Below are 20,357 nucleotides of genomic sequence, written 5' to 3' on the forward strand. Positions count from 1 at the left end.
CACAACCATCCTATTGGTTCAAATGTAGGTCGAATGTCTCCTATTCGACAGCTGGGTAAGTATTCCTGCTTACTTGCAAGAAACTAAAGAATGAGAAGACCTTCTCTATTTATTTCCTCCACGGTACGATTGTAGCATGTAGATCTAGATGAACCTTTTTCTTTTGAAAAAGACTTCTCGTTATGTAATATCCTAATAGAATGCCTGAACTATTTAAGATTACGTCATCAATATCAACCGCTCTCATTCCTAGATTAATGAAATACATGAACAGTTGTCCGGATTCAATAATGAGCGGAATAGCGACAGCATAAACGGCTATGTTGATTTTAGGAATGACCCTGATCTTAAAGGAATAGTAAAAACCAAACGGCATGCAAATGACGATATTTCCTATTATATTTTTTATCGCCGTGCTGGAAGGGATATCCCGGAGGTACTCGATGATGGTCTTAAAAGGAATATAATTATACAAAATATATTCGGTTTGAGCTGCATAATAAAGCCACACCATAAATACGACAGAGGATGCATACAAAACAAAAGATACATGAAAAACCTCTCGAATCAAGTTGATTTTAAACACTTTCCATAAACCTATTCTTATAATGATGTAAAGCAGCGTTGCAGGAACTGCAAGGATAAGAATATCAAATCCTAATCTCATATCGATCTCCTCAGTATTTCATTTTTGTTAACGGCTGCCTTCCGCCTAACAATCGTAATTTCGCTAGATTTTTTTTGTGCAATTCCTACGGTTGCTCCTCCTTATCGACGATTACCCATGAACCGTGGTCAAGCTTGGTTTTGATCTTGATTGGAATTCTGTATGCCCCGTACATAGAGGCATGATCATCTTGACCAACGCCTTCGTACGAGTACTGAACCCATACTGTCCCTTTGGTAAAGGTATGAAAGACATGCCCCGTGCTTAATTGAACTTGAATACGGTCATCGGGCTTTTGATTCGGGAAATCAACAAACTTCAAAAACTTGCCCCTAACCGTATCCGATACAGAGGACTCGTCTAACGTTATTCCGTTTTTCCCTTCCATATAGATCGAAGTTACGGTATGTTTAACGCTTTGCAGGATCCAGACATAGAAACCGATATACATTGCTAACACGAGAATTAACGCAGCAATAAGCCTTGTCTTCCAGCTCTTTACGCTTATATTCATGACAAGCCCCTCCCTTGCATTAAGGTCCCGTTCCAACGCTCGAAACGATCCAGAACGGTCCAAACTTTTTTAAGTAAATTACGCTCAATCCCCCGCCGGTAACTCTGTCTGTGAAGTTCGTCACATCGTATAAATGCCCATATTGATGATCATAGCGATGTTTGTCGGTAATTTTAGACGTAAATACGCTCCCAAGATGGAAGCTGGTCAACATATACCTCCGGGTCGTTAACTGCGGGGACAAGAAGCTAATGATCCATAAGACTACTACAACAATTACAGCAAGCTTGACTATCGTTCTTCTCTGCAGCTGAATAATCGATCACCTCTAAATTCATCAATTCCATTATAAGGGATTAATTCTAGTTGTTAGACGATGAAAGCAGGCGAATAGTTTCGGTTTTAATCAACGGATTAATCGTATAGCTGCAAAACGGCTTTTATTCGACCTAAGTCCAGTAAAAGTAGCGACAAATGTCGGAAGTCTGAGGTTATTGAATCAGGCTCGCAAGCTAATCCTGCCTTGAGCGCAGTCATCCATAATTATGCGAAGTATCATGCGGTACTCGTTATTGTTGGCGGACTATTGGTCATCCTCTTTGCATGGCTTAGCATCAGATTGTGGACAAAATTTAAAAGAAACCACATAATTGATTCATTTGCAATCTCGGATGGAGGATCCTACAAGGATGAATGGCGTTATGCTTTTATAGAGTGGATAAGGTCAGGTAATGAAAGTATCCCCGCCATGATTCAGCAGAAAATAAATGCACGTATCGAGTTTCACGCAGCAAAAGCATTCGTTTGCGGGGCTTTGTTAATCATCTTTGTTGCACTTGGCCTATTCCTTTGGAACTCCTTAATAAAAAGGTCCAAAGCTATGGGTTCCAAGTGGAGATACATAGAAAAAACGTACTTTATATCCGGAATAGCCACGGTTGCCCTTTCTCTGTTATTGATGGTGATGGTTGTAGCAAATACGCAAGGAGCAATTGCACCCCTGACCGCCTTTTTAGTTGGTTTGTCCGGATAAGGTTGGAAAGCTTCGCATGGAAAAAGCACCGGTGGTATGGACGGGATTCCATACCACCGGTGCTTTTAATAAGTCCTTACCCATTCAAAGCATCTGCATACAAAAGCAAAGGCTTCATACTCTTGTTCTTTTACCCGGAAGTTAATATTCTCAAGCTGATCGGATGATATATCCTGGATTTTGATATCCAAACGGAAAGCTCCCTGGAAGCTGCCTATTTTCAAATCTTTAACATCCTCAAACGTAATGATTAATTTGGGACCATCCTGGTCAAGCGGAAGCGAACTAAGCGTTATGATCAAATTGTCTGTCAACATCCCCGCTTCATGCTCAGAGCGAATCAGATTAAAGGATTGTATGTAGCAGAGCTTGTACTGTTTTTGATAGAAACTCTGTATTCGATCAGCCGTATGTTTCATCTTCGGACAGCCTCCTTATTATTAATATATACTCCTCCGCATAAATGAAAAGGACCATCTTCTAAGATGGCCCTCTAGTACTAGTAGGAAACAAAATAAGCGATTATTCTACAGCTATCGAGCATAATATAGTATTCGCCCTGATCTCCTATTTTTGGGGGTATGCGATAGTTAATTCGGCTTTTTCCAGCTGTCCTTGAGCGGTACAACCCGGTTAAACAGCAATTGATCCTCCATACGGGATTTTGCGTCGACGGAGAAATACCCATGGCGCAGGAACTGGAATTTTTGCTCGGGCTCGGCATGCTTAACATGCGCTTCAATCAGAACTTGTTTTCGAACCAAGGATTCGGGATTTATTTTGGATGCCCAATCCTCGCCGTCCTTTGGCAGCTCCTCGTCCAGAAGCAATCTATCGTATAAGTTAACATCCGCCCGGATGCAATGCGCCGCCGAGACCCAATGAATCGTCCCCTTCACTTTACGCCCGGTAAAGCCTGAACCGCTCTTCGTAAGCGGATCGTACGTGCATCGCAATTCCATGATTTCACCGGAAACAGGATCCTTAACAACCTCTTCGCATCGGATAAAATAAGCTCCCTTTAGCCTTACTTCCCCGCCCGGACGAAGCCGGTGATAACCTTTCGGCGGCTCCTCCATAAAGTCTTCCCGCTCGATATAAATGGTTCTGGAGAATGGAACCTCTCGTTTACCCAGCGCTTCGTTTTCCCCGTTATTTTCGATCAGCAGCCTTTCCTCCGACTGTTCCGGGTAGTTCGTGATGGTGACCTTTAAAGGCTCCGCAACAGCCATAACGCTTGCCGCTTTCTCCTTAAGGTCCTGCCGGACAAAATGATCCAAAAGCGAAATGTCTACGATGCTTTGATTACGGATACTCCCGATTTCTTTCATAAAATCATGGATGCTCTCCGGCGTATAACCCCGGCGTCTTAAGCCGCGAAGAGTAGGCAGTCTGGGATCATCCCATCCGTCCACGAAGCCGCCCTCCACCAGCTGTTTTAAGAACCGCTTGCTAGTGACTACTCCGGTTAAGCTAAGCCTTCCAAATTCTCTTTGCCGCGGAGGCTCAGCCATCTCCAGCTCGTTCAGGACCCATTCGTACAACGGCCGGTGATCCTTGAACTCAATCGAGCAAAGCGAGTAGGTAATCCCTTCAATCGCGTCTTGCATCGGATGCGCGAAATCGTACATCGGATAGATGCACCAGTCGCGTTTTGTCCGATAATGCTCGGCATAAATAATACGGTAAAGGACGGGGTCACGCAGATTGATATTGGGGGAGGCCATATCTATTTTCGCGCGCAATACTTTAGTGCCGGCCGGAAATGCTCCTTGCTTCATCTTTGCGAAAAGCTCCAGATTTTCCTCCGCCGAGCGTTCCCGGTAAGGATTGTTTCTTCCCGGCTCCGTTAAGGTTCCGCGGTACTCCGTTAATTCGTCAGGCGTCAGATCGCATACGAAGGCTTTGCCTTTCTTAATGAGGGTAATAGCGGCATTATAGATTTGCTCCGCATAATCGGAGCCGTAATAGATATGTTCTTTCGGATCTACGCCAAGCCACTTGATATCCTCGATGATCGCGTTAACGTATTCGATATCTTCCTTTAACGGATTGGTATCGTCGAACCTCAGATGAAAAGTGCCGCCGAAATGTTGAGCAATCATAGCGTTCGTAAGAATCGCGTAAGCACTCCCGATATGGAGATAACCGTTAGGTTCGGGAGGGAATCTCGTACACATCTCCCTGCTGAACGGCTTCCGTTCAAGCTCCTCGCTAATAAGTCTAAACATGTGATGCTCCGCTAAATGTTCCTTGGAATTGTCCATTCCGAGTTCCTCCTATAAGGTATTGTGAAACAAAAAAAACTCCACCCCCAAGACGTTTTGTCTTGGGGACGAAGTTCCGCGGTGCCACCCCAGTTTGTTAATATGTCGCCACATTAACCTCTTCGAGTACGGCATTGCATGCAATGGTTATACTCTAGCTCTGTAACGGGAGCTCCCGTCATGCCATCACCCGTAAGGATCCGTCATGCTGCTCAGAGGCTTGTTTCGGGGAATCGTCCTCCGCTCCTTCTCAGCTGCCGGAGCTCTCTGTTCGAGAACGTTATTCCCTTACTCTTCTCTTCATCGCGTTTTCCATAATTGTTTATTATAATACGAATAATTCCCTATTTTGTAAACGGCATTCCGTTTCTTATCCGGTTATACTCCTCCATCGTAATGGAGAGCATCAAGAATCACAGCCAAAAACTGACCTATCGTGCTTTTCGGGACGGATGACTGATTAGCTGGACCGTTCCTTGTGTAATACTATATCGATACATAATCTTTAGGATGGGGTGATGGACATGCATGCAAATACAAATAACCGGGAAGCCATCGAGAAGGTAAGGGAACTGATCAAAGACATCAAAATCGCAATGCTGACAACGGTGTCCGAGGATGGCCTGGTGTCACGCCCGATGAAAACGCAGGATGTCGAATTTGACGGCAGCTTATGGTTTCTGACGAAGAAGGATACGGACAAATTTCATGAACTGCTTCGGAACAAGCAAGTGAACGTTGCTTATGCGGACAAATCCTTTGTCTCTATCCGCGGCGTCGCGGAGCTTGTGGACAGCACCGACAAAATAAAGGAGTTCTGGAATAAAGCTTACGAGGAAATATTGGAAACGACTTATGACGATCCGAACCTTGTGCTGATTAAGGTGGATGCCGAAGCCGCCGAATATTGGGATTCCGGCAACAAGTTTAAGATGGTAAAGTTTCTATTCAATCGATTAAGGGGTAAAAATACGGAAGGAACCGAGCTGAATCAAACGGTGGAAATGAATTAATTCGATGCCTCATGCTTAAGCCCGCTTCGGATTTCACACGAAGCAGGCTTGAAGCATGAGGTTTTTTGTTAGCCCGTTATGCGAATATAAATCCAACTCGCGAGCCACAAGCCTAGAGGAAGAAGTACGCTCGCAACCGTTAGATTCGCAGTCAGCGGCTTCTTCCGGACAACGGAAAGGATCGTATCCGACAAGTAAAAGATAGCCGCCGCCAATAAGCTGACTTGATAAAAAATAAGCCCAAATACGCAATGAAACACGGCGGAGACCGTCAATTGAACCCAACGTCTTGGAGCAACAAACCGTGCAATGATCTCACTGAGCAGGGAAGTCATTGCTCCGTAAACGTAAATGACGGGGCCGGCGTACATCATATATACGAACAGAACTCCAAAGGCCTCATGCAATCTCGCTCCTAAAGAAAGGTTATTATGAATGTGAAATAAATCCGGCTCCCATACGGCGAAAATAATGGTAAATAAGAAAGCGGTTATGCCGGCGCTTATGATTTTCCTCATGAATACTTGGCCCAAAGCTGGTTGCATGTCCCTTCTCCCCTTTGCCTGCCCTTTGAAGCAGAATGAATTACCAGCATCATACCTTAGGAGCAATGCGCAAGTAAGTTCTAACTTTTGTAGGACCCGGCTCGGAAAAAATTTTTTCAAAAAATATTTGTATCCCTTGTCGATTTGGGCATCCCTCGTTCGTTGTCTTCATAGAGGCTGAAGAAAACAGTCTAAACCAAGCGATGGAAGGATGTTATTTAAATGGCAAAACTTACAGCTTATATCCTGTCAGAAAACGCAAAAGCACAGGCAGATTTTTATGTCCAGGCACTCGGCGGGGAAATTTTGTCCGTGGTCACTCACGGTCAGCTTGCAGAGTCAAATGAAGAGCTGAAGGACAAGGTTGTGAATCTCAGCATGACGGCAGCAGGCATTACTTTTCTTATGTCGGACTCCGTGTTTGAGCCGCTCAGACAAGGGAATGCGATTAATCTAAGTCTGGAATATTCCAATGAAGCTGAAGCGCGTGATGCCTTCGATAAGCTTGCGGTAAACGGCCAAGTGATTCGTCCGCTGGAGCCGGCTTTCTGGGGAGCGTTATTTGGACAAATCGAGGACAAATTCGGTATCAGGTGGATGATTACAACTACTGCGCCACAAGCTTAAAGTACATGAAAAAGGCCATCCCTTCTGCCTTGCGGGATGGCCTTTCCTTTTTAATCCTTATTTCGAGGAGGCGGCAAGGTAAGCCTTCACCTTTTGCACCGCTTCCGCTATCGTACCTGCTTCAATCTCGACTCTATCCTGTTCATATTGCTTCATCGAATGCTCGTAACGCGGATCGTAGTAATGCTCCAGCAGCAAACGGACTGCCAGCTCGAACTGGTCTTCCGTGAGAGCCTGCATAATCTGCGCAGCAATCGGCGTATGAATCCTCTTCTCGATCTGCTTAAACGCGGCAATCAGTTCCTGTTTGTTCTCATACGGCTTGTAGTCCTCCACGATATGGCGGACCCGCTCTTCCAGCGGTAGCCGGATAAAGAGCTGCTTCCCGGCTTCTTTCTTCCCGATCAGGAATGGAGGAAGCACGGCTTTGCCGATCCTTTTGCTCTCTCCCTCCATCAGCACGTATGGAGCTTCTTGCAGCTTCAGCAGATCCGTTACGAGCAAGGCTTCGAACGTCTTCTGATTATTCGCCTTCTGCCCGACCTGACCAAAGATCGAGCCTCGATGCCCCGCCATGCCTTCCAGATCAAGAACAGGATAACCTTCCCCTTGAAGCTCGCGCAAAATCGCCGTTTTTCCGGTTCCCGTATGGCCCTGCAGCACAATCGCCTGCGGCTTGAGCTCGAGATGCTCCAGCGTATCCACAATCCATTTCCGGTAGGTCCGGAAGCCTCCGGTCAGCCGGTAAGCCCTGATTCCCATCAGCGACAGCACCGTAGCCGTCGTCCTGCTTCGCATGCCGCCGCGCCAGCAGAATACGGCTTTGGAGTCTTTGATCTGCTCGAAGGATTTGATGAACGCCGGCAGCTTGGCCGAAAACAATTCAAGTCCCCGGTCCTTGGCGGCCTGGACGCTGACCTGCTTGTAGATCGTGCCTACTTCCGCCCGCTCCGAATCATCGAAGAGCGGAATATTCAAGCTGCCAGGAATGGTGGAATCGGCGTACTCCGAGGGAGAACGCACGTCAATCATAACTATTTCTTTTTTATCCCGTAATGCCAGCAATTCCTCTATGGTGATATCTTGAAACAAATTAACCGCTCCTTATTCGATCAAGCTACAGTACGACAATACGTCCCGGATGGTCGGCAACCGTCTCTCCTATAATAGCCGCTTCCACGCCGGATTGCTTCAGCTTGCCCAGAAGCTCTTCCGCTTGGCTGCCTTCCACAGAGATAAGCAATCCTCCGGACGTTACCGCATCGCATAAAATCCATTGGCCGATCTGATCCAGCGTATCCGGGAAGGTAATCGAATCCTGCACATGGGCAAAGTTGTTCTTGGTGCCACCGGGAACAAAGCCTTCCTCGGCCAGTTCCCTAACGCGCGGCAGCACCGGCACTTCCTTCGCATGAATGCGGATTCCGACGCCGCTGCCTTTGGCCATTTCAAGCGAGTGGCCAATCAGGCCAAAACCGGTAACGTCCGTGCATGCATGCACATGATACGGCTCCATCGTTTCAGCCGCCGTCTTGTTCAATGTAGCCATCACATCCGTCACGCGCTGAACCTCTTCATCCGACAGCTTGTCTTTCTTGATGGAGGTCGTAAGAATGCCTACGCCAATCGGTTTGGTCAGAATAAGCTTGTCTCCAGGAACCGAACCCGCATTGGTTCTCACTTTGTCCGGGTGGATGAGGCCTGTAACGGCGAGACCAAACTTCGGCTCGTTATCGTCGATGGAATGGCCGCCAACAAGGGTAATGCCCGCTTCCTTCATCTTATCGCCCGCGCCGCGCAAAATATCCGCCAGTACTTGCTTGTCCAGCGTCTTGATCGGGAAAGCAACGATGTTCAGCGCGGTCAGCGGTCTGCCGCCCATGGCGTAAATATCGCTGATCGCGTTGGCAGCGGCTACTTGTCCGAAGGAATACGGATCGTCGACGATGGGAGTAAAGAAATCGACGGTTTGCACCAGCGCAAGATCGTCGCTTAATTTGTACACGCCTGCATCGTCGCTCGTATCGATGCCGACCAGAAGATTCGGATCCGCCACGGGTACGGGCAGGGAACGGATAACTTGCGACAGGTCGCCGGGACCAATCTTGCAGCCGCAGCCGCCTTTCGTGGAGTAGGAAGTCAGTTTGATTTTTTCAGTTTCAGGCATTGGCTCGTATCCTCTCTATATAAGAAATGTTTCATAAAGCTAAGCATATAGATTCATGATAAAGGATTATGCGGATAAAATCTAATGGTCCGTCCTAAGCAGTCCGTAGTATCTCAAATCCTCGTAAGCATCTCCCTTGCGGATATGGTTACGCAATACCCCTTCGAATTTCATGCCGATCTTCTCCATCACTCTATAAGATGCCGGATTCCGGGTCATTGCGGCCGCATACACCCGGTTTAAATCCAATTCGTCAAACGCAAATTGCACAACCCGTCCCGCAGCTTCCGAACAATATCCGTTGCTCCAATAGGGCTTGCCAATCCAATAGCCCATCTCGGCCATATTATGGGTCTTAATAACGTGAAGCCCAACAACGCCAAGGAAAGCGCCCGACTCCGTCAAGGTTACGGCAAAGGAGAAGCCGTCTCCTCTTGCCGCAGCATCTTGCCTCGCTTGGATAAAAGTTGCCGCAGCTCCCGCCGGATAGGGATGAGGCATATTGAGCGTTGTATCCGCTACATCCTTGTCTCCTGCTAATTGTTCAATGAACTCACCATCTGCCAATTCAAGCGGTCTTAAGGTTAAGCGTGATGATACAAGTGCATGAAACATTCAAATCCCTCCAGATTTTTAATAGTAGAACGCAAAAAAGCCCCGTCCCCGCAAGGGACGGAGCCTGCTCCGCGTTACCACCCACCCGGATCCCTGCTGCCTCGCACCAACCGGCAGTTCTCTGAAGCGGTATTTCCCCGGATTTACTTGTCCTCGTCAACGCATTTCGTTATGAATTAGGTACACTTTATAACAGAGGGAATATTCTGTCAATTACTTTTGATACAACGGGGAACTTTGCCAAGCAATCCCTAATATACTGTCAGAAATTAAGGTTTGCACAAATATTGGGCGTATTCAATGGGTCTCCTATATACAACACTACGGCTTTGGAGTCCGTTGTACAAATCCTTTTGCGGCTTTCCGTTTAATTCAACAATCCATGGATGGGCATCGTTATCGAGAACAAAATCTACGCTGAACTCACCCATATGATAATTACTCTCCGTATCTATTATTTCAGCTGTACGCAGGCTCACATCATAAATCGAGCGGATGATCGAGTTGACCTTTTTAGGCGGAAATAATCGTTTAAGAACATCTTGCGATAAACAAGCATTATCGAAAATGCTTGTATTATAGCTGCCTTTATAAGCGACCCGACTAATTAGATTCGTAACCGACCATAATCCCTTTTCATTTTTTTGCACGAGCGCGCGAATATCGAAATTCCGATTTTTTATTTGTTGCATGGGAATACCCTTTTGGATGATATATGGTGTAGTATCTATCAGCTTGTTCATATGATCCAGAAATTGCATGGTGTCTTTAACAATGACTTCAGGCGAAAAATAGTGCTGACCGATATGAATTTCCTCTTCATTTTTCCACTCGGCGCGATATACCCCTATACCTTTATGCCCGCATGAAGGCTTAAGATATATGATTTTATGGTTTTCTAGTAATTGAACCGCTTTTTCCTCATCATAGGCAATGGTTTCCGGCAAATAATCCGCAAGCCATCTGCTTAGCATATTATAAATCTCAAGTTTATCGAACCGATTAATTTGGTTAAAGCATCTATGCCTGCCAATCTCTGCTTCTAAACGCGTAATGATCTCCTGATCTGTATCATAGCAACGATTGTACAAGACTTGCGGAAAAGGAAATTTACCTGGCAGCCATTTTCCGTTTGATCGGTGAAGGCCGGTTATTCTTTTTTTGTTCCAATCTATAGATGACGGAGTAAAACAAAACAGCTTTAAATCAGCTGCCTTGTATGGAAGATATTGTTTCAGAACGGATTTCCTTTGCGCTTGATTAGCTACCAGAATTCCTACAAAACGGTTTGTTTTGTTCACTATTTACCCCCGTATTCTTCTAAGAGAGTCATTAAAATAAAGTATGTAGAATTGAAAAAAATGCATGGACAACAATACAACCGAATAAAAAAATTACTAATAGATTTGACACGAAGCAACGGCATCAGGAATAAGTTGTTCCTGAATACCAAAGGGATTGAGAATTGTTATACTCCTAAACTTCAAGACCCTTACTATTTATAAGGAGTGTGTAGCTTAATGGGTAGAATAGTAGGCCCTCCGGGCCCTCCTGGACCACAAGGACCTGCAGGCCCTCAAGGTCCTCAAGGTCCTGCAGGTCCTCAAGGCGCTCAAGGTGCTCAGGGTGCTCAGGGTGCTCAAGGTGCTCAAGGCCCTCAGGGTCCTCAAGGCCCGCAAGGTCCTCAAGGTCCTGCTGCAGTAAGGTCATTTGCCTTCCTCTGCAGCACAGTGGACCAAACGGTTGCGGCAGCACCAACTCCTGGCGGATTAGGCGGAGCCGTAACCTTTAATCATTCAGTTATTAATTCAACTGCCGTATCGTTTACTGCGCCATCAACGATTAACATCCTGGAGAGCGGTTTCTACCTCATTAGTTGGGAAATCTTCCCGACACCGGGCAACTCCGCCTTTGGACTATGGTTTGACTCGGACGCTGCGGGACCTATTCTCCCAACCTTGGTTCTTTGCAGCAATTACGGTTCCAGTGCAGGAAACAATCCTTATCAAGGTCAAGTCGTTGCCCAATTAACAGCCGGAGGTACCTTGACTTTAAACCGGATTGATAATATGGGAGCTCTGACCTTGCAAGCTAGCATTGGCGGAGGTACGCCGGTTGTTAGCGCATCGATTGTTATTGAAAAATTGTCATAATAGCAGAGATGAAATATCAAATATAGGGAATATCATGATTAAACTGAAGAAAAGCAGTCCCTCCTCAACCTGAGGATGGACTGCTTTCTTCGTTTAGCTACACTATCCTTAGCACTATAACCCAAAGTCAATCAATGAATTCCTAAAAATCTCCCTTACGCTTAAACATCGTTAACACAAATTGAAAGTTTACTCTAGGCGCATAAAAAGCGTGTTCTCTCTTGGGAGCACACGCTTTTTTGCTAACAGTGAACGTTACTTCTCGATCTTAATCCAGGCAATCATCGGCTTGGAATTGCCGTCCTTAACCGCTTTGACAATAATCTCGCCGTTTACTGCGGAAATGTTCTCGAATACCTTCGCTTCGCGGCTGGAGCCAATGACGTAATCGCTCAGCTTGGTCTCGCCGTTAATCGTCAGGTCCAAATTCCGGTCGCTGGCCTTCCATGGATCATAGAAGCCAACCGTCACTTTGTACGCACCCTCCGGCAGCTGAAAGCGGTAGGCGATTCCTTTGCCGTTCTCGTTGCCGTCGTATTGGCGGATCGTCTCGTAAGCGTCTACCGGGGAGGTTTGAGCCCATGTCTTTCCGTCGTCGGCGACATAGCCCCACTTCATGCCGGTAATCGAATCAAGGCCATACTCTTGCTCCTCCTGCGACTGGTAAATGCCCAACACTTCGCCATCCTCTAGAGTGCCAGGAGTTCCGTCTCCGGCATCCGCATAATAGACGACTTTGTTATTCGAGTTAGGCGTCGCATCCATGGGTGCGGATTCCGAAGCAACTCCGCCGCGAACGGCCACGGCCTTAAACGAATAAGCCGTGCCGTTCTGAAGGCCCGTTACAACCGACGAGCCTGGTGTTGCTGCAACCTCCGCTGCCGCTCCGCCATTTTTTGGCGCATAACGGATCAGGTAGCTGTCCGCTCCGTCTACTTCCCTGAATTGAAGCACAACCTGCCCGTCCCCTTCCTTGATCTGATAAATTTCCGGAGCGGCTGTCAGGTTTTCAGGATTACGGGCAACCTGCAGGTAAGCGAATTGCGCGTCCGCCCAGCTATGCAGTCCAACGCGTCCGCTCGTGTACGTCGAATCTTTGACGTCAAAGATCAGATTTCCGTCCAGATAGGCCTGAATATGCTGACCGTCGAGCTGTACCTCCATCTTGTAGTACTCCCCTAATTTAGGCGAGAAAGGTACGGCTTCGGCCAGGTTTTGCCCGTCTCTGCGAAGGAACAGAATGCCGTTCTCGAAGCCAAACACGTAACCCTTGGAATAGCTGCTGCCGCGGAACGTAATTCCCCAATCCGCTTCGCCGAGCGCATGCTTCGCTACAGCGGTAATGGTACCGTCAATGATCGAAAGATTGTTTACGCCAATCTCGCCGCGGTTATTGCCGCCGGAAGCATGCTTCAGAAGCCCGTCATCCATCACCCATTTGCTGACGTCCAGCGTGTAGCCCGCCAGATTGCCGCTTGTAAAATCGTCCTTAAACCGGATTTCCCCATTCGCAGGCGTTACCGTGGTTTCGGTGTAGCCGGTTCCTTTACCGCCTTTGCCAATCGTCGAGACGCGGACGGTTACCGCTTCTCCGTTCGTTAGACCGGTTAATACGGTCTTGTTGCTGCTGATCTGCTGGACATTATTGTTCAGCGAGGTTTGAACCGTATAGCCGGCAGCCCCTTCAACAGCACCAAACGTAAGCAAAGCTTCCCCGTTGCCCGGAATCGCAACCAGCTTGCCCGGTGCGGCAATATCCGGCTTTACCGTAAACTCAGCCGTAGGCTTGCTGGAGCTGTTGCCGTCTACGGCTTCCACAACGCCGTAATACGCCGTTCCGTTCGCAAGTCCGTCGATCTGAATCTGGCCGTTAGGTACCTCAGTCACATATTGCTTATCGTATTTCCCTGACACGGTGCCATATCGAACGCGATAAGAAGGCACGCCAATCTGAGTATTGTAAGAGAGAATAAAACCTCCATCCGTGCCTGCTGCTTTTACGCCGGATGGCACAAGCAGCTGAGGCGTGCCGTAAGCTTTCTTGGATGCGGGGCCAAAGCCTTTATCGTTGCCTGCCCGAATGGTTACATCATACTGCTGATCGTTCTTTAGACCTTGCAGAATAACCGTATCGGTGGACATATTCGACAGCTTCAATACCTTCTTGTCATTTTTGCTGCCGTATTCCACTTCGTATTGGTATGCGCCTTTTGGAGCTTGGAAGTCGACTTTAAGGCCTTTGTTGAGCGGCTCTACCTTTACGATTTGGGGAGCATCCGGCTTTTTGTTTTCTTTTACGACATCGCCATTAAGCGTCACGATTGAACGGGCCGGGATAACCGCATCAAACGAGCCGTCAGCCGATGCCGGAATGTCCGCGCCTCTCTCCAGATCCTTGTCTGCCGATGTGACGTAAGGCTTCAATACATTTACCGCCTCATGCTTGTCGATGCCGCTGACTTCAACCTTGATATGCTGCTCCTTCGCGCTGTCGTTGACGAACACCGTTGTAACGGTATTCTCCCCGTCATGCTTGTAAGCCGATCCGAGCAGCGCGCCGTTACGCGCGTTATCGTCAAGGCCGGAAAGCGCGATGCGCTCCGCGCCCGGACGGATAAATTTACTGTAGTTGCCAAGCGTCCAGAACATTTTGGAAGTGAGGATATTTTGTTCGTCGCCCGGGTTATGGAAGTCGGTATAGATCAGGCCGTCCTTGTAATCTCCCGCGGATACCGCCGTCCACCACTGCCAAGCGGAAGCATTTGCTCTCGACAGGTCGAAATGGATCGTCTTCGCGATATAAAGCGCCGGATCAATGCCAAGGTCACGGCCGGGACCGTAGTCCCCGAGAATGCAATACTCGCTCATCCAGTAAACCGCTTCGCGGTCGTATTTGTTCAAATTGGAGAACAGCAAATCTCTTAACGTACCGTAACGGTCATCTCCCGTCTTGCTGTAATCCGACCAGTAGGAGTGAGAAGCGATATGATGGCCAACCGCTTCCTGAAGCTCCGGATCGCCAAGCAGGTCTTTAATATATTCGCGGTATTTGCCAACGCCAAGGCTGTTGGAGCCGCCGCTATACTTTTCTTGGCCCGAGAAGGATTTGAATACTTCGTCATCCAGAAGCGCCGTAATCTCTACGCCATCCGGCGCGCTAATCTGCGTCTCAAGCCCTTTGGCCTGCAATTGCTTATACAGCTCGAGAATGACCCGCTTAATATCGTCGTTGTTATATCGATTGCCTTCCTGGCCTGCTTTGTTCCAATCCCAGGTCGGTTCATTAATCGGGCTGATATAATTCAAATTAATGCCTTGTTCCTTAAAATGTTCAATGACATCCGTCAGGAAGGCCGCAAACTCGTCTTCATATCCGTCTTTCAGGTTCGTGGATCCAACCGTGGAATCCGGCTGGGCATGGCCGTTCTTCGTCATCCATACCGGCGGGCTGTTCACGAAGCCAATAAGCGTATCTACGCCGCGGTCTTTGGCTGCTTGCAGGAACCATTGCTGACCGGCCTGCTTGCTCCAGTCATAATGGCCGTTCTCCGAGGATTTGAACGATTCGACGCGGCGCCAAGGATCGGTAATGATCGTCTTGTCCGTCTCGGTTGAGCCCGCCCCGATATTGAAACGCCAAGCGGTAAGGCCAATCCCCTTGTCCCTTGAGAAGAGCAGGTCCGCTACCTTGTTCTTGTTCTCCTCCGTCCAGTTCTTCCCGAGCTGCTCCATGCTCCAGGCATCGGACGCTCCGAAGTTATCGATGGTCTGGAAGGTGGTTGAGGCATCGACTTTTACGACGGCATCATACGTGACCGGTGTCTTTGCAGTCTCTGCCGCATTAATCGGGCTCCCCAGCGAGGTAAGGCTGATGACGGTACCCAGCATCGCTGCCGCGGTTCTTTTCTTAAGCTTGAACGGTTTCAATCGTCTTCCCCCTTAAATTGAAATGGTCTGGACAATTAAGAAAACGGTTTCATGAAACCGGTTTCTTAAAGCCCCAAAAAGGTGGAGCACGTCATTTTATGAAGGGCTCCACGCTCTCGATTTTACTTCCTGCCTCTTCGCTCCACATCCTACTTTTCTCCTAAAAATCCCGTCTTTCAGCCGCTATTTTTGTCTAATCCTAGCTTTTCTTGTTGAATTAACAAATGGAAAAAGCAGTCGCGTTCCTGCTGTCTTTGTGTCCGCTTCGAATAAATTGGCTCCAGTCTATGAGATATATACCTTATTCCGAGCTCGAAGCTTGCACGTACTATGAAGCATATCGTCAAATGAGGAGTTGAATAATGAAAGCTTTAGTTACTGGAGGCGCCGGCTTTATCGGCTCCCACCTGACAGATGCGCTCGTTCAAAGCGGCGCCGTTGTCCATGTCATTGATAATTTATCTACAGGCTTCAGACACAACGTTCATCCTGAAGCGGTTCTCCATGAGCTGGATATGAATAGCGATGAGGCTATGCAGACCATAAAGCAAGTCAAGCCGGATATTGTATTTCATATGGCCGCGCAGGTCGATGTCCAGCGTTCGGTAGCTGACCCGGCTTTTGATGCTTCGATCAATATTGTCGGAACGATTCGCCTGATGATGGCATGCCGGCAGGCTGAAGTCGGCAAGCTTGTTTTTTCTTCTACCTCCGCTGTTTACGGCGATGCCAATAAAGAAAGAAATTTGGAGGATGCCGTTACAGCCCCCATCTCCTATTACGGACTGTCCAAGCTTGCCGGAGAAAGCTATATCCGGCTGTTTCACAAAATGTACGGTCTCCCCTATACGATATTGCGCTACAGCAACGTGTATGGCCCGCGGCAGAACGCTACCGGGGAAGGCGGCGTCGTTTCCATTTTTATGAATAAGTTAAAACAAGGCCTCCCCCTTCACGTAAACGGAAGCGGCAATCAAACCAGGGATTTCATCTATGTGCAGGATGTTGTGCAAGCGAACTTGGCAGCTATCCATCATGGAGACCAGGAAACGGTCAATATCAGTACGGGACTGCGCACTTCCATTAACAATCTGGTTCATATGATAAAGCTTATCCATGGTCAAAATGTCGACATCCATTACGGTCCGCAGCGGCCGGGCGATATTATGGACAGCTGCCTGGATAATACAAAAGCCAGTCAACTTCTAGGCTGGCGGCCTGCAAGCAGTCTGTTTGAAGGACTCTCCCAAACCTATCAGCAGGTGCCAATGAAATAACAAGAAAGCTAATAGCCGCTGCAGCCAGCGGCATATTAGCTTTCTGCTTCATTTCCTTCACTTAGTGGCCACGTAAATAATGGTAAATCCATCGTCTCTTCCGGGCACAATCTCGTACGTCTCGTTATCTTGCGTTACGGCTTGCTGGATATGAAAGCCATTCTTAACAAGCAGATTGCGCAGCTCTTTCGGACGATAATGACGAAAATGATGAGGGTTTACCCCATGCAAAAAGTAAGGGTTCTTTAAATGAGGAATAACGTTCTCGTTAGGCGCCGATATAAGCAGCACCCCGCCTTTATTCAAGCATTGATACAGCTTCCGGATAAATGACTGGTCATCCTTCATATGCTCGACGGTCTCGAAACAGATGATGATATCGTAGCTTGGCAGCGGGAGCTCCTCGTGAAAGGTGCCGGATAAATCGGTCTGGCAATAAACGGTTTTGTGGGAGAAGAAGTGATGAACCGCCCAATCTAAACCGTGCTGAGACTTATCCACTCCGACCGCTAATGTACATGCAGAATGAGCGGCCATATAATGCGTACCGAAACCTGAACCGCAGGCTGCATCGAGCAAAATATCGCCAGGGCGGATAAAACGTATCGCATATTGATAGCGATAGTAATGATCCGGCATGGCATCGTCTACTGACGTTGCATACATTCGTTCCATCTTGGCAATTTCGTCATCCATTTTTTTGCCTCCAGTAACCATGAAATCAAACTAGATTCCGCATAACAGATATTTACCGGGGGATATCTGTACATTGCAATCTTCTAAATCTATGAATCTAATATATGAAAAGCAGAAACGAGGAGGAGATCAGCTTGAGCGACTGGATAGATTTTTCTTCGCAGGAGGTTTCTGTCGGAACGGGATCGCTGCCGTTGTCAATAGCTACGGGTACCGAGATTTTGCTAACTTCTATCTTTCTTCCTATTGCGGATCATCAAACCCGGATTAACGGTTATGCAACAATCGGCTGGGAAACTCCTCTGTTACAGAACACGCAGCATATCAACATGATTTTTCGAATTCGCCGTGGCGGGTTTACATCGGCCCATAAGTTAATTTGCTGGGTCGTCGATTCCGTCTCCCTAGGCCATGACGTTCCCATATTAACGATAGATAAGACTTTATCTTTGCAGTTCACCGATCTGCCAAGTTCAGAGAACATTGGAACCTATCAACAATACTGCCTGACAGCAGAGCTCGCGGGTACGGGCATGGCAACAATCTCCGGGCCGATCACGCTTATCGGCGGAACGTTTAACCTATAAAAAGAGGAGGGTAACAAAAACGATGGCTATTCAAGATTCCGCTTCAATAAGAGTACTGCCGGACACTCATTCCCTCCCGCTTCCTATCTCTTTCGGTACAGAAACCTTGCTGACATCCCTATTTCTGAAGAGCTCTAGCCCTGACGGTAAAATCTTTATCGAAGCATCCGTCTGCTGGAGAGCCGAAGCGTCTCAGCTGCCCATCGTGCCGAAGATTATACTCCGGCTAAGGCGCGGCGGCGTTACTCCGGCTTCCCCCGAAGTCTCCCAAATCGCTGACTCCTGCTACTGGACCAGTAACACATCCCCAACCTCCGCCACAACCGCCTTTTATCACGTGGAATCTCCCGAACCCGGAACAGACGGATTATATCAGACCTATTATCTAACGGCAGAATCAGCCGGCATCGGCAGGATTACCATAACGGGACCGATTACATTGAAGGGAATCACAATCGGTTATGCCTGACGGTTTTGCTTTTGAAAGGAGGTGATAGCATGACTGTTACAATTGTAGACTACCAATATCAAGAAGTTGCGGCCGGAACGGGTTCTCTCCCGTTTATAATCTCTCCGGGTACCGAATACTTGTTGACTTCCGTTTTTCTCCAGGTCAATAACATCAATAACCGGATTGAAATCAAAGCATCCGTTGGCTGGGAAGCACAGCTGCTGCTGCTCAATATCGTTCCTAAGCTGCTCTTCCGCATCCGGCGAGGCGGCATCTCTGCTCCTGCTCCGGTTGTTTACCAGACCATGGATTCCGCGTTTATCGGCACAGCGCAAGAAGGCCCTTGGGTAGCGCTTGATTTCACGACGGCCTTCCAGCATACGGAAACGGCAACGGCAGGGCTGGTTGGTACCTTCCAGCAATATTCCCTCACCGTAGAGCATGTTGGACAAAACTCGGTTACCTTGACCGGCCCCGTGCATCTTGACGGAACCGTGTATCTGTAAGCAGGCAGCAATGAGGTGGTTGGTTAGCTGGATTCCGGCTAACCAACCGCTTCTTTGTTTACCGGTCCTCGAAAATATTCTGCGAGCCGGTTCGCGTATCCATCCATACAACGAAAGTTGTTCCTGCCGCGTTGATTTCCAGGTCGTTGTAATCGCCAATGGAGGGTGTAGGAAGGCCAAGCGACGGGTCCGCATTCGGATTAAAGGAGGCGCTGGTAATCCGGCGGTTAGGCAGAAACGTATTGCCGGCATCATTCGACTCGGCCAAAAATACGTCAATGAGATTACTGGTTACGCGGTTCGTATAGTACATAGCCTTGAAAGCTCCGGTGTCGCGGGAAACCGTCGCATTGGGCAAAAAGTTCTGTGTTCCGGCTGGGCTGTCGTCAATCTGTTTTGGAGCTGACCAGGTATTTCCCCTGTCCGTCGAACGAGACATAAAGATATGCGCGCTGCCCGTACGGTTGTCTTGCCAGACGGCATAGACGATACCTTGACCGTTAAACGGCGAGATATCCGTTGCCATATAAGCAATGGTCAAGACGCGGAAGCCAAAGGTTAGAACCGGAAGAGGCGTGGGTACGAGGTTGACGGCGGATACCACTACGATTGGCCCAAAGGTCACCCCCCCGTCCAGCGATCTCCGCATTAAAAACTCCGGCGTTCCGGGTCCGTATTGCATCCAACCGACGTACACATCGCCTTGCGGTCCAATCGTTATCGTGGACCCAAAGCTTGTTACGCCCTGCACCTGATTCGTCAGCAGAATCGGCGGAGACCATGTCTGTCCTTGATCAAGGGATCGCTGAAATAGGGTTTCCGATTGGGTGAAATTGTTAAAGTACCGTGTATACGCAATGTACGCCTGCCCTAGATAAGGACTTCCATTCGCCGTATCAATCATTAACGCGGGTTTATCATTATAAACAGCCGTCCCGTAGCCCTGATTGACAATGATAGGAGTAGAGAAAGTAGCTCCATTGTCGGTTGAACGATAAACGATAATCGAGGAGTTTTGCACAGGGTTTACAGTGAGCGCGGTAGCGGCGACCAGAAAGGTTTGAGCATAACCAAAAGCGGCTATGCCATCTCCCGACGCGTCAAATCCCGGTGGAGGTGAAAGTAAGGTTTGAGCATACGATACCCCTGCGTTAATCGAACGGTAGACCGTTGTCATATTATTGCCCGAACGCAAATCGTTTGTCGTTACCAAGATGGTGGATTGGTCAAGATTATTAAGCGCAATGGACGGCTCCTGCTGAGGCCCTGAAGGGGTAATTTGCTGATTTGCCATCTATCGTCACTCCCTTTC

Annotated in this window: 21 protein-coding genes and 1 other annotated feature; of the genes, 8 read left to right on the forward strand and 13 right to left on the reverse strand. The window is 48.1% G+C overall.

Annotated elements, in window-relative coordinates:
- Positions 1 to 109: 109 nt before the first annotated feature.
- Both CFI03_RS30160 and CFI03_RS30165 read right to left on the reverse strand, forming a co-directional pair.
- The gene (locus CFI03_RS30160) at positions 110 to 667 is read right to left on the reverse strand and encodes a VanZ family protein (RefSeq protein WP_248762719.1); all 558 of its coding nucleotides are present in this window, start codon (positions 665 to 667) and stop codon (positions 110 to 112) included.
- Positions 668 to 752: 85 nt separating this feature from the next.
- The gene (locus tag CFI03_RS30165) at positions 753 to 1,181 is read right to left on the reverse strand and encodes a hypothetical protein (RefSeq protein WP_248762720.1); all 429 of its coding nucleotides are present in this window, start codon (positions 1,179 to 1,181) and stop codon (positions 753 to 755) included.
- Positions 1,182 to 1,704: 523 nt separating this feature from the next.
- Between CFI03_RS30165 and CFI03_RS30170 the strand changes: the two genes are divergently transcribed.
- Positions 1,705 to 2,214: a hypothetical protein gene (locus CFI03_RS30170; RefSeq protein ID WP_248762721.1), complete on the forward strand. Its 510-nt coding sequence runs from the start codon at positions 1,705 to 1,707 to the stop codon at positions 2,212 to 2,214.
- Positions 2,215 to 2,279: 65 nt separating this feature from the next.
- Here the strand turns inward: CFI03_RS30170 and CFI03_RS30175 are convergent, their stop codons facing one another.
- On the reverse strand, positions 2,280 to 2,633 hold the full coding sequence (locus CFI03_RS30175) for a hypothetical protein (RefSeq protein ID WP_248762722.1): 354 nt from the start codon (positions 2,631 to 2,633) through the stop codon (positions 2,280 to 2,282).
- 171 nt (positions 2,634 to 2,804) lie between these two features.
- The gene (locus CFI03_RS30180; protein ID WP_248762724.1) at positions 2,805 to 4,481 is read right to left on the reverse strand and encodes a glutamine--tRNA ligase/YqeY domain fusion protein; all 1,677 of its coding nucleotides are present in this window, start codon (positions 4,479 to 4,481) and stop codon (positions 2,805 to 2,807) included.
- A 61-nt stretch (positions 4,482 to 4,542) separates the two neighbouring features.
- Positions 4,543 to 4,794, reverse strand: a binding site (T-box leader).
- A gap of 205 nt (positions 4,795 to 4,999) precedes the next feature.
- Here CFI03_RS30180 and CFI03_RS30185 point away from each other — a divergent pair.
- Positions 5,000 to 5,494, forward strand: a complete 495-nt coding sequence (locus CFI03_RS30185; protein WP_248762726.1) for a pyridoxamine 5'-phosphate oxidase family protein — start codon at positions 5,000 to 5,002, stop codon at positions 5,492 to 5,494.
- Positions 5,495 to 5,562: 68 nt separating this feature from the next.
- Here the strand turns inward: CFI03_RS30185 and CFI03_RS30190 are convergent, their stop codons facing one another.
- On the reverse strand, positions 5,563 to 6,039 hold the full coding sequence (locus tag CFI03_RS30190; protein ID WP_248762727.1) for a hypothetical protein: 477 nt from the start codon (positions 6,037 to 6,039) through the stop codon (positions 5,563 to 5,565).
- 222 nt (positions 6,040 to 6,261) lie between these two features.
- Here CFI03_RS30190 and CFI03_RS30195 point away from each other — a divergent pair, with 222 nt between their 5' ends.
- Positions 6,262 to 6,666, forward strand: coding sequence for a VOC family protein (locus CFI03_RS30195; protein ID WP_248762728.1), 405 nt, complete (start codon positions 6,262 to 6,264; stop codon positions 6,664 to 6,666).
- Positions 6,667 to 6,723: 57 nt separating this feature from the next.
- On the opposite strand, the gene mnmH is transcribed toward CFI03_RS30195, so the two are convergent.
- The 5 genes from mnmH to CFI03_RS30220 form a co-directional block, all read right to left on the reverse strand.
- Entirely contained in the window at positions 6,724 to 7,758 is a 1,035-nt protein-coding gene (gene mnmH / locus CFI03_RS30200; protein WP_248762729.1) for a tRNA 2-selenouridine(34) synthase MnmH, read from the reverse strand.
- A gap of 25 nt (positions 7,759 to 7,783) precedes the next feature.
- On the reverse strand, positions 7,784 to 8,833 hold the full coding sequence (gene selD, locus CFI03_RS30205; protein WP_248762730.1) for a selenide, water dikinase SelD: 1,050 nt from the start codon (positions 8,831 to 8,833) through the stop codon (positions 7,784 to 7,786).
- Between the two features lie 81 nt (positions 8,834 to 8,914).
- Positions 8,915 to 9,448: a GNAT family N-acetyltransferase gene (locus CFI03_RS30210; protein WP_248762731.1), complete on the reverse strand. Its 534-nt coding sequence runs from the start codon at positions 9,446 to 9,448 to the stop codon at positions 8,915 to 8,917.
- Positions 9,449 to 9,717: 269 nt separating this feature from the next.
- Positions 9,718 to 10,749: a YheC/YheD family endospore coat-associated protein gene (locus CFI03_RS30215; RefSeq protein ID WP_248762732.1), complete on the reverse strand. Its 1,032-nt coding sequence runs from the start codon at positions 10,747 to 10,749 to the stop codon at positions 9,718 to 9,720.
- 175 nt (positions 10,750 to 10,924) lie between these two features.
- Positions 10,925 to 11,158 carry a hypothetical protein gene (locus tag CFI03_RS30220; protein WP_248762733.1) on the reverse strand — a complete coding sequence of 78 codons (234 nt, stop codon included), beginning with the start codon at positions 11,156 to 11,158 and terminating at the stop codon, positions 10,925 to 10,927.
- A gap of 20 nt (positions 11,159 to 11,178) precedes the next feature.
- Here CFI03_RS30220 and CFI03_RS30225 point away from each other — a divergent pair, with 20 nt between their 5' ends.
- Positions 11,179 to 11,601, forward strand: coding sequence for a hypothetical protein (locus tag CFI03_RS30225; protein WP_248762734.1), 423 nt, complete (start codon positions 11,179 to 11,181; stop codon positions 11,599 to 11,601).
- 255 nt (positions 11,602 to 11,856) lie between these two features.
- Here the strand turns inward: CFI03_RS30225 and CFI03_RS30230 are convergent, their stop codons facing one another.
- The gene (locus CFI03_RS30230; RefSeq protein ID WP_248762735.1) at positions 11,857 to 15,528 is read right to left on the reverse strand and encodes a glycoside hydrolase; all 3,672 of its coding nucleotides are present in this window, start codon (positions 15,526 to 15,528) and stop codon (positions 11,857 to 11,859) included.
- A 362-nt stretch (positions 15,529 to 15,890) separates the two neighbouring features.
- On the opposite strand from CFI03_RS30230, the gene CFI03_RS30235 reads away from it, so the two are divergent.
- Positions 15,891 to 16,805, forward strand: a complete 915-nt coding sequence (locus CFI03_RS30235) for an NAD-dependent epimerase/dehydratase family protein (protein ID WP_248762736.1) — start codon at positions 15,891 to 15,893, stop codon at positions 16,803 to 16,805.
- Between the two features lie 57 nt (positions 16,806 to 16,862).
- Here CFI03_RS30235 and CFI03_RS30240 read toward each other — a convergent pair whose 3' ends face one another.
- Positions 16,863 to 17,501: a class I SAM-dependent methyltransferase gene (locus CFI03_RS30240; RefSeq protein ID WP_248762737.1), complete on the reverse strand. Its 639-nt coding sequence runs from the start codon at positions 17,499 to 17,501 to the stop codon at positions 16,863 to 16,865.
- A 134-nt stretch (positions 17,502 to 17,635) separates the two neighbouring features.
- Here CFI03_RS30240 and CFI03_RS30245 point away from each other — a divergent pair, with 134 nt between their 5' ends.
- From CFI03_RS30245 to CFI03_RS30255, 3 genes are read left to right on the forward strand one after another with little or no spacing between them, the layout of a single operon-like run.
- Positions 17,636 to 18,088 (forward strand): hypothetical protein, encoded by a 453-nt coding sequence (locus CFI03_RS30245; RefSeq protein ID WP_248762738.1) that lies wholly within the window; start codon positions 17,636 to 17,638, stop codon positions 18,086 to 18,088.
- A gap of 22 nt (positions 18,089 to 18,110) precedes the next feature.
- Positions 18,111 to 18,557 carry a hypothetical protein gene (locus CFI03_RS30250; protein ID WP_248762739.1) on the forward strand — a complete coding sequence of 149 codons (447 nt, stop codon included), beginning with the start codon at positions 18,111 to 18,113 and terminating at the stop codon, positions 18,555 to 18,557.
- A gap of 29 nt (positions 18,558 to 18,586) precedes the next feature.
- The gene (locus CFI03_RS30255; RefSeq protein WP_248762741.1) at positions 18,587 to 19,045 is read left to right on the forward strand and encodes a hypothetical protein; all 459 of its coding nucleotides are present in this window, start codon (positions 18,587 to 18,589) and stop codon (positions 19,043 to 19,045) included.
- Positions 19,046 to 19,103: 58 nt separating this feature from the next.
- On the opposite strand, the gene CFI03_RS30260 is transcribed toward CFI03_RS30255, so the two are convergent.
- Positions 19,104 to 20,339, reverse strand: a complete 1,236-nt coding sequence (locus CFI03_RS30260; RefSeq protein WP_248762742.1) for a sialidase family protein — start codon at positions 20,337 to 20,339, stop codon at positions 19,104 to 19,106.
- Positions 20,340 to 20,357: the final 18 nt, after the last annotated feature.

The sequence above is a fragment of the Paenibacillus sp. ATY16 genome (genome assembly GCF_003399985.2).
Taxonomy (GTDB): domain Bacteria; phylum Bacillota; class Bacilli; order Paenibacillales; family Paenibacillaceae; genus Pristimantibacillus; species Pristimantibacillus glycanilyticus.

Bases quoted from the DNA above. Each gene is read 5' to 3' on its own strand.
- CFI03_RS30160 (WP_248762719.1), bottom strand. From the start codon at position 667: ATGAGATTAGGATTTGATATTCTTATCCTTGCAGTTCCTGCAACGCTG.
- CFI03_RS30165 (WP_248762720.1), bottom strand. From the start codon at position 1,181: ATGAATATAAGCGTAAAGAGCTGGAAGACAAGGCTTATTGCTGCGTTA.
- CFI03_RS30175 (WP_248762722.1), bottom strand. From the start codon at position 2,633: ATGAAACATACGGCTGATCGAATACAGAGTTTCTATCAAAAACAGTAC.
- CFI03_RS30180 (WP_248762724.1), bottom strand. From the start codon at position 4,481: ATGGACAATTCCAAGGAACATTTAGCGGAGCATCACATGTTTAGACTT.
- CFI03_RS30185 (WP_248762726.1), top strand. From the start codon at position 5,000: ATGGACATGCATGCAAATACAAATAACCGGGAAGCCATCGAGAAGGTA.
- CFI03_RS30190 (WP_248762727.1), bottom strand. From the start codon at position 6,039: ATGCAACCAGCTTTGGGCCAAGTATTCATGAGGAAAATCATAAGCGCC.
- CFI03_RS30195 (WP_248762728.1), top strand. From the start codon at position 6,262: ATGGCAAAACTTACAGCTTATATCCTGTCAGAAAACGCAAAAGCACAG.
- selD (WP_248762730.1), bottom strand. From the start codon at position 8,833: ATGCCTGAAACTGAAAAAATCAAACTGACTTCCTACTCCACGAAAGGC.
- CFI03_RS30210 (WP_248762731.1), bottom strand. From the start codon at position 9,448: ATGTTTCATGCACTTGTATCATCACGCTTAACCTTAAGACCGCTTGAA.
- CFI03_RS30220 (WP_248762733.1), bottom strand. From the start codon at position 11,158: ATGACCTTACTGCAGCAGGACCTTGAGGACCTTGCGGGCCTTGAGGAC.
- CFI03_RS30235 (WP_248762736.1), top strand. From the start codon at position 15,891: ATGAAAGCTTTAGTTACTGGAGGCGCCGGCTTTATCGGCTCCCACCTG.
- CFI03_RS30240 (WP_248762737.1), bottom strand. From the start codon at position 17,501: ATGGATGACGAAATTGCCAAGATGGAACGAATGTATGCAACGTCAGTA.
- CFI03_RS30250 (WP_248762739.1), top strand. From the start codon at position 18,111: ATGGCTATTCAAGATTCCGCTTCAATAAGAGTACTGCCGGACACTCAT.
- CFI03_RS30255 (WP_248762741.1), top strand. From the start codon at position 18,587: ATGACTGTTACAATTGTAGACTACCAATATCAAGAAGTTGCGGCCGGA.
- CFI03_RS30260 (WP_248762742.1), bottom strand. From the start codon at position 20,339: ATGGCAAATCAGCAAATTACCCCTTCAGGGCCTCAGCAGGAGCCGTCC.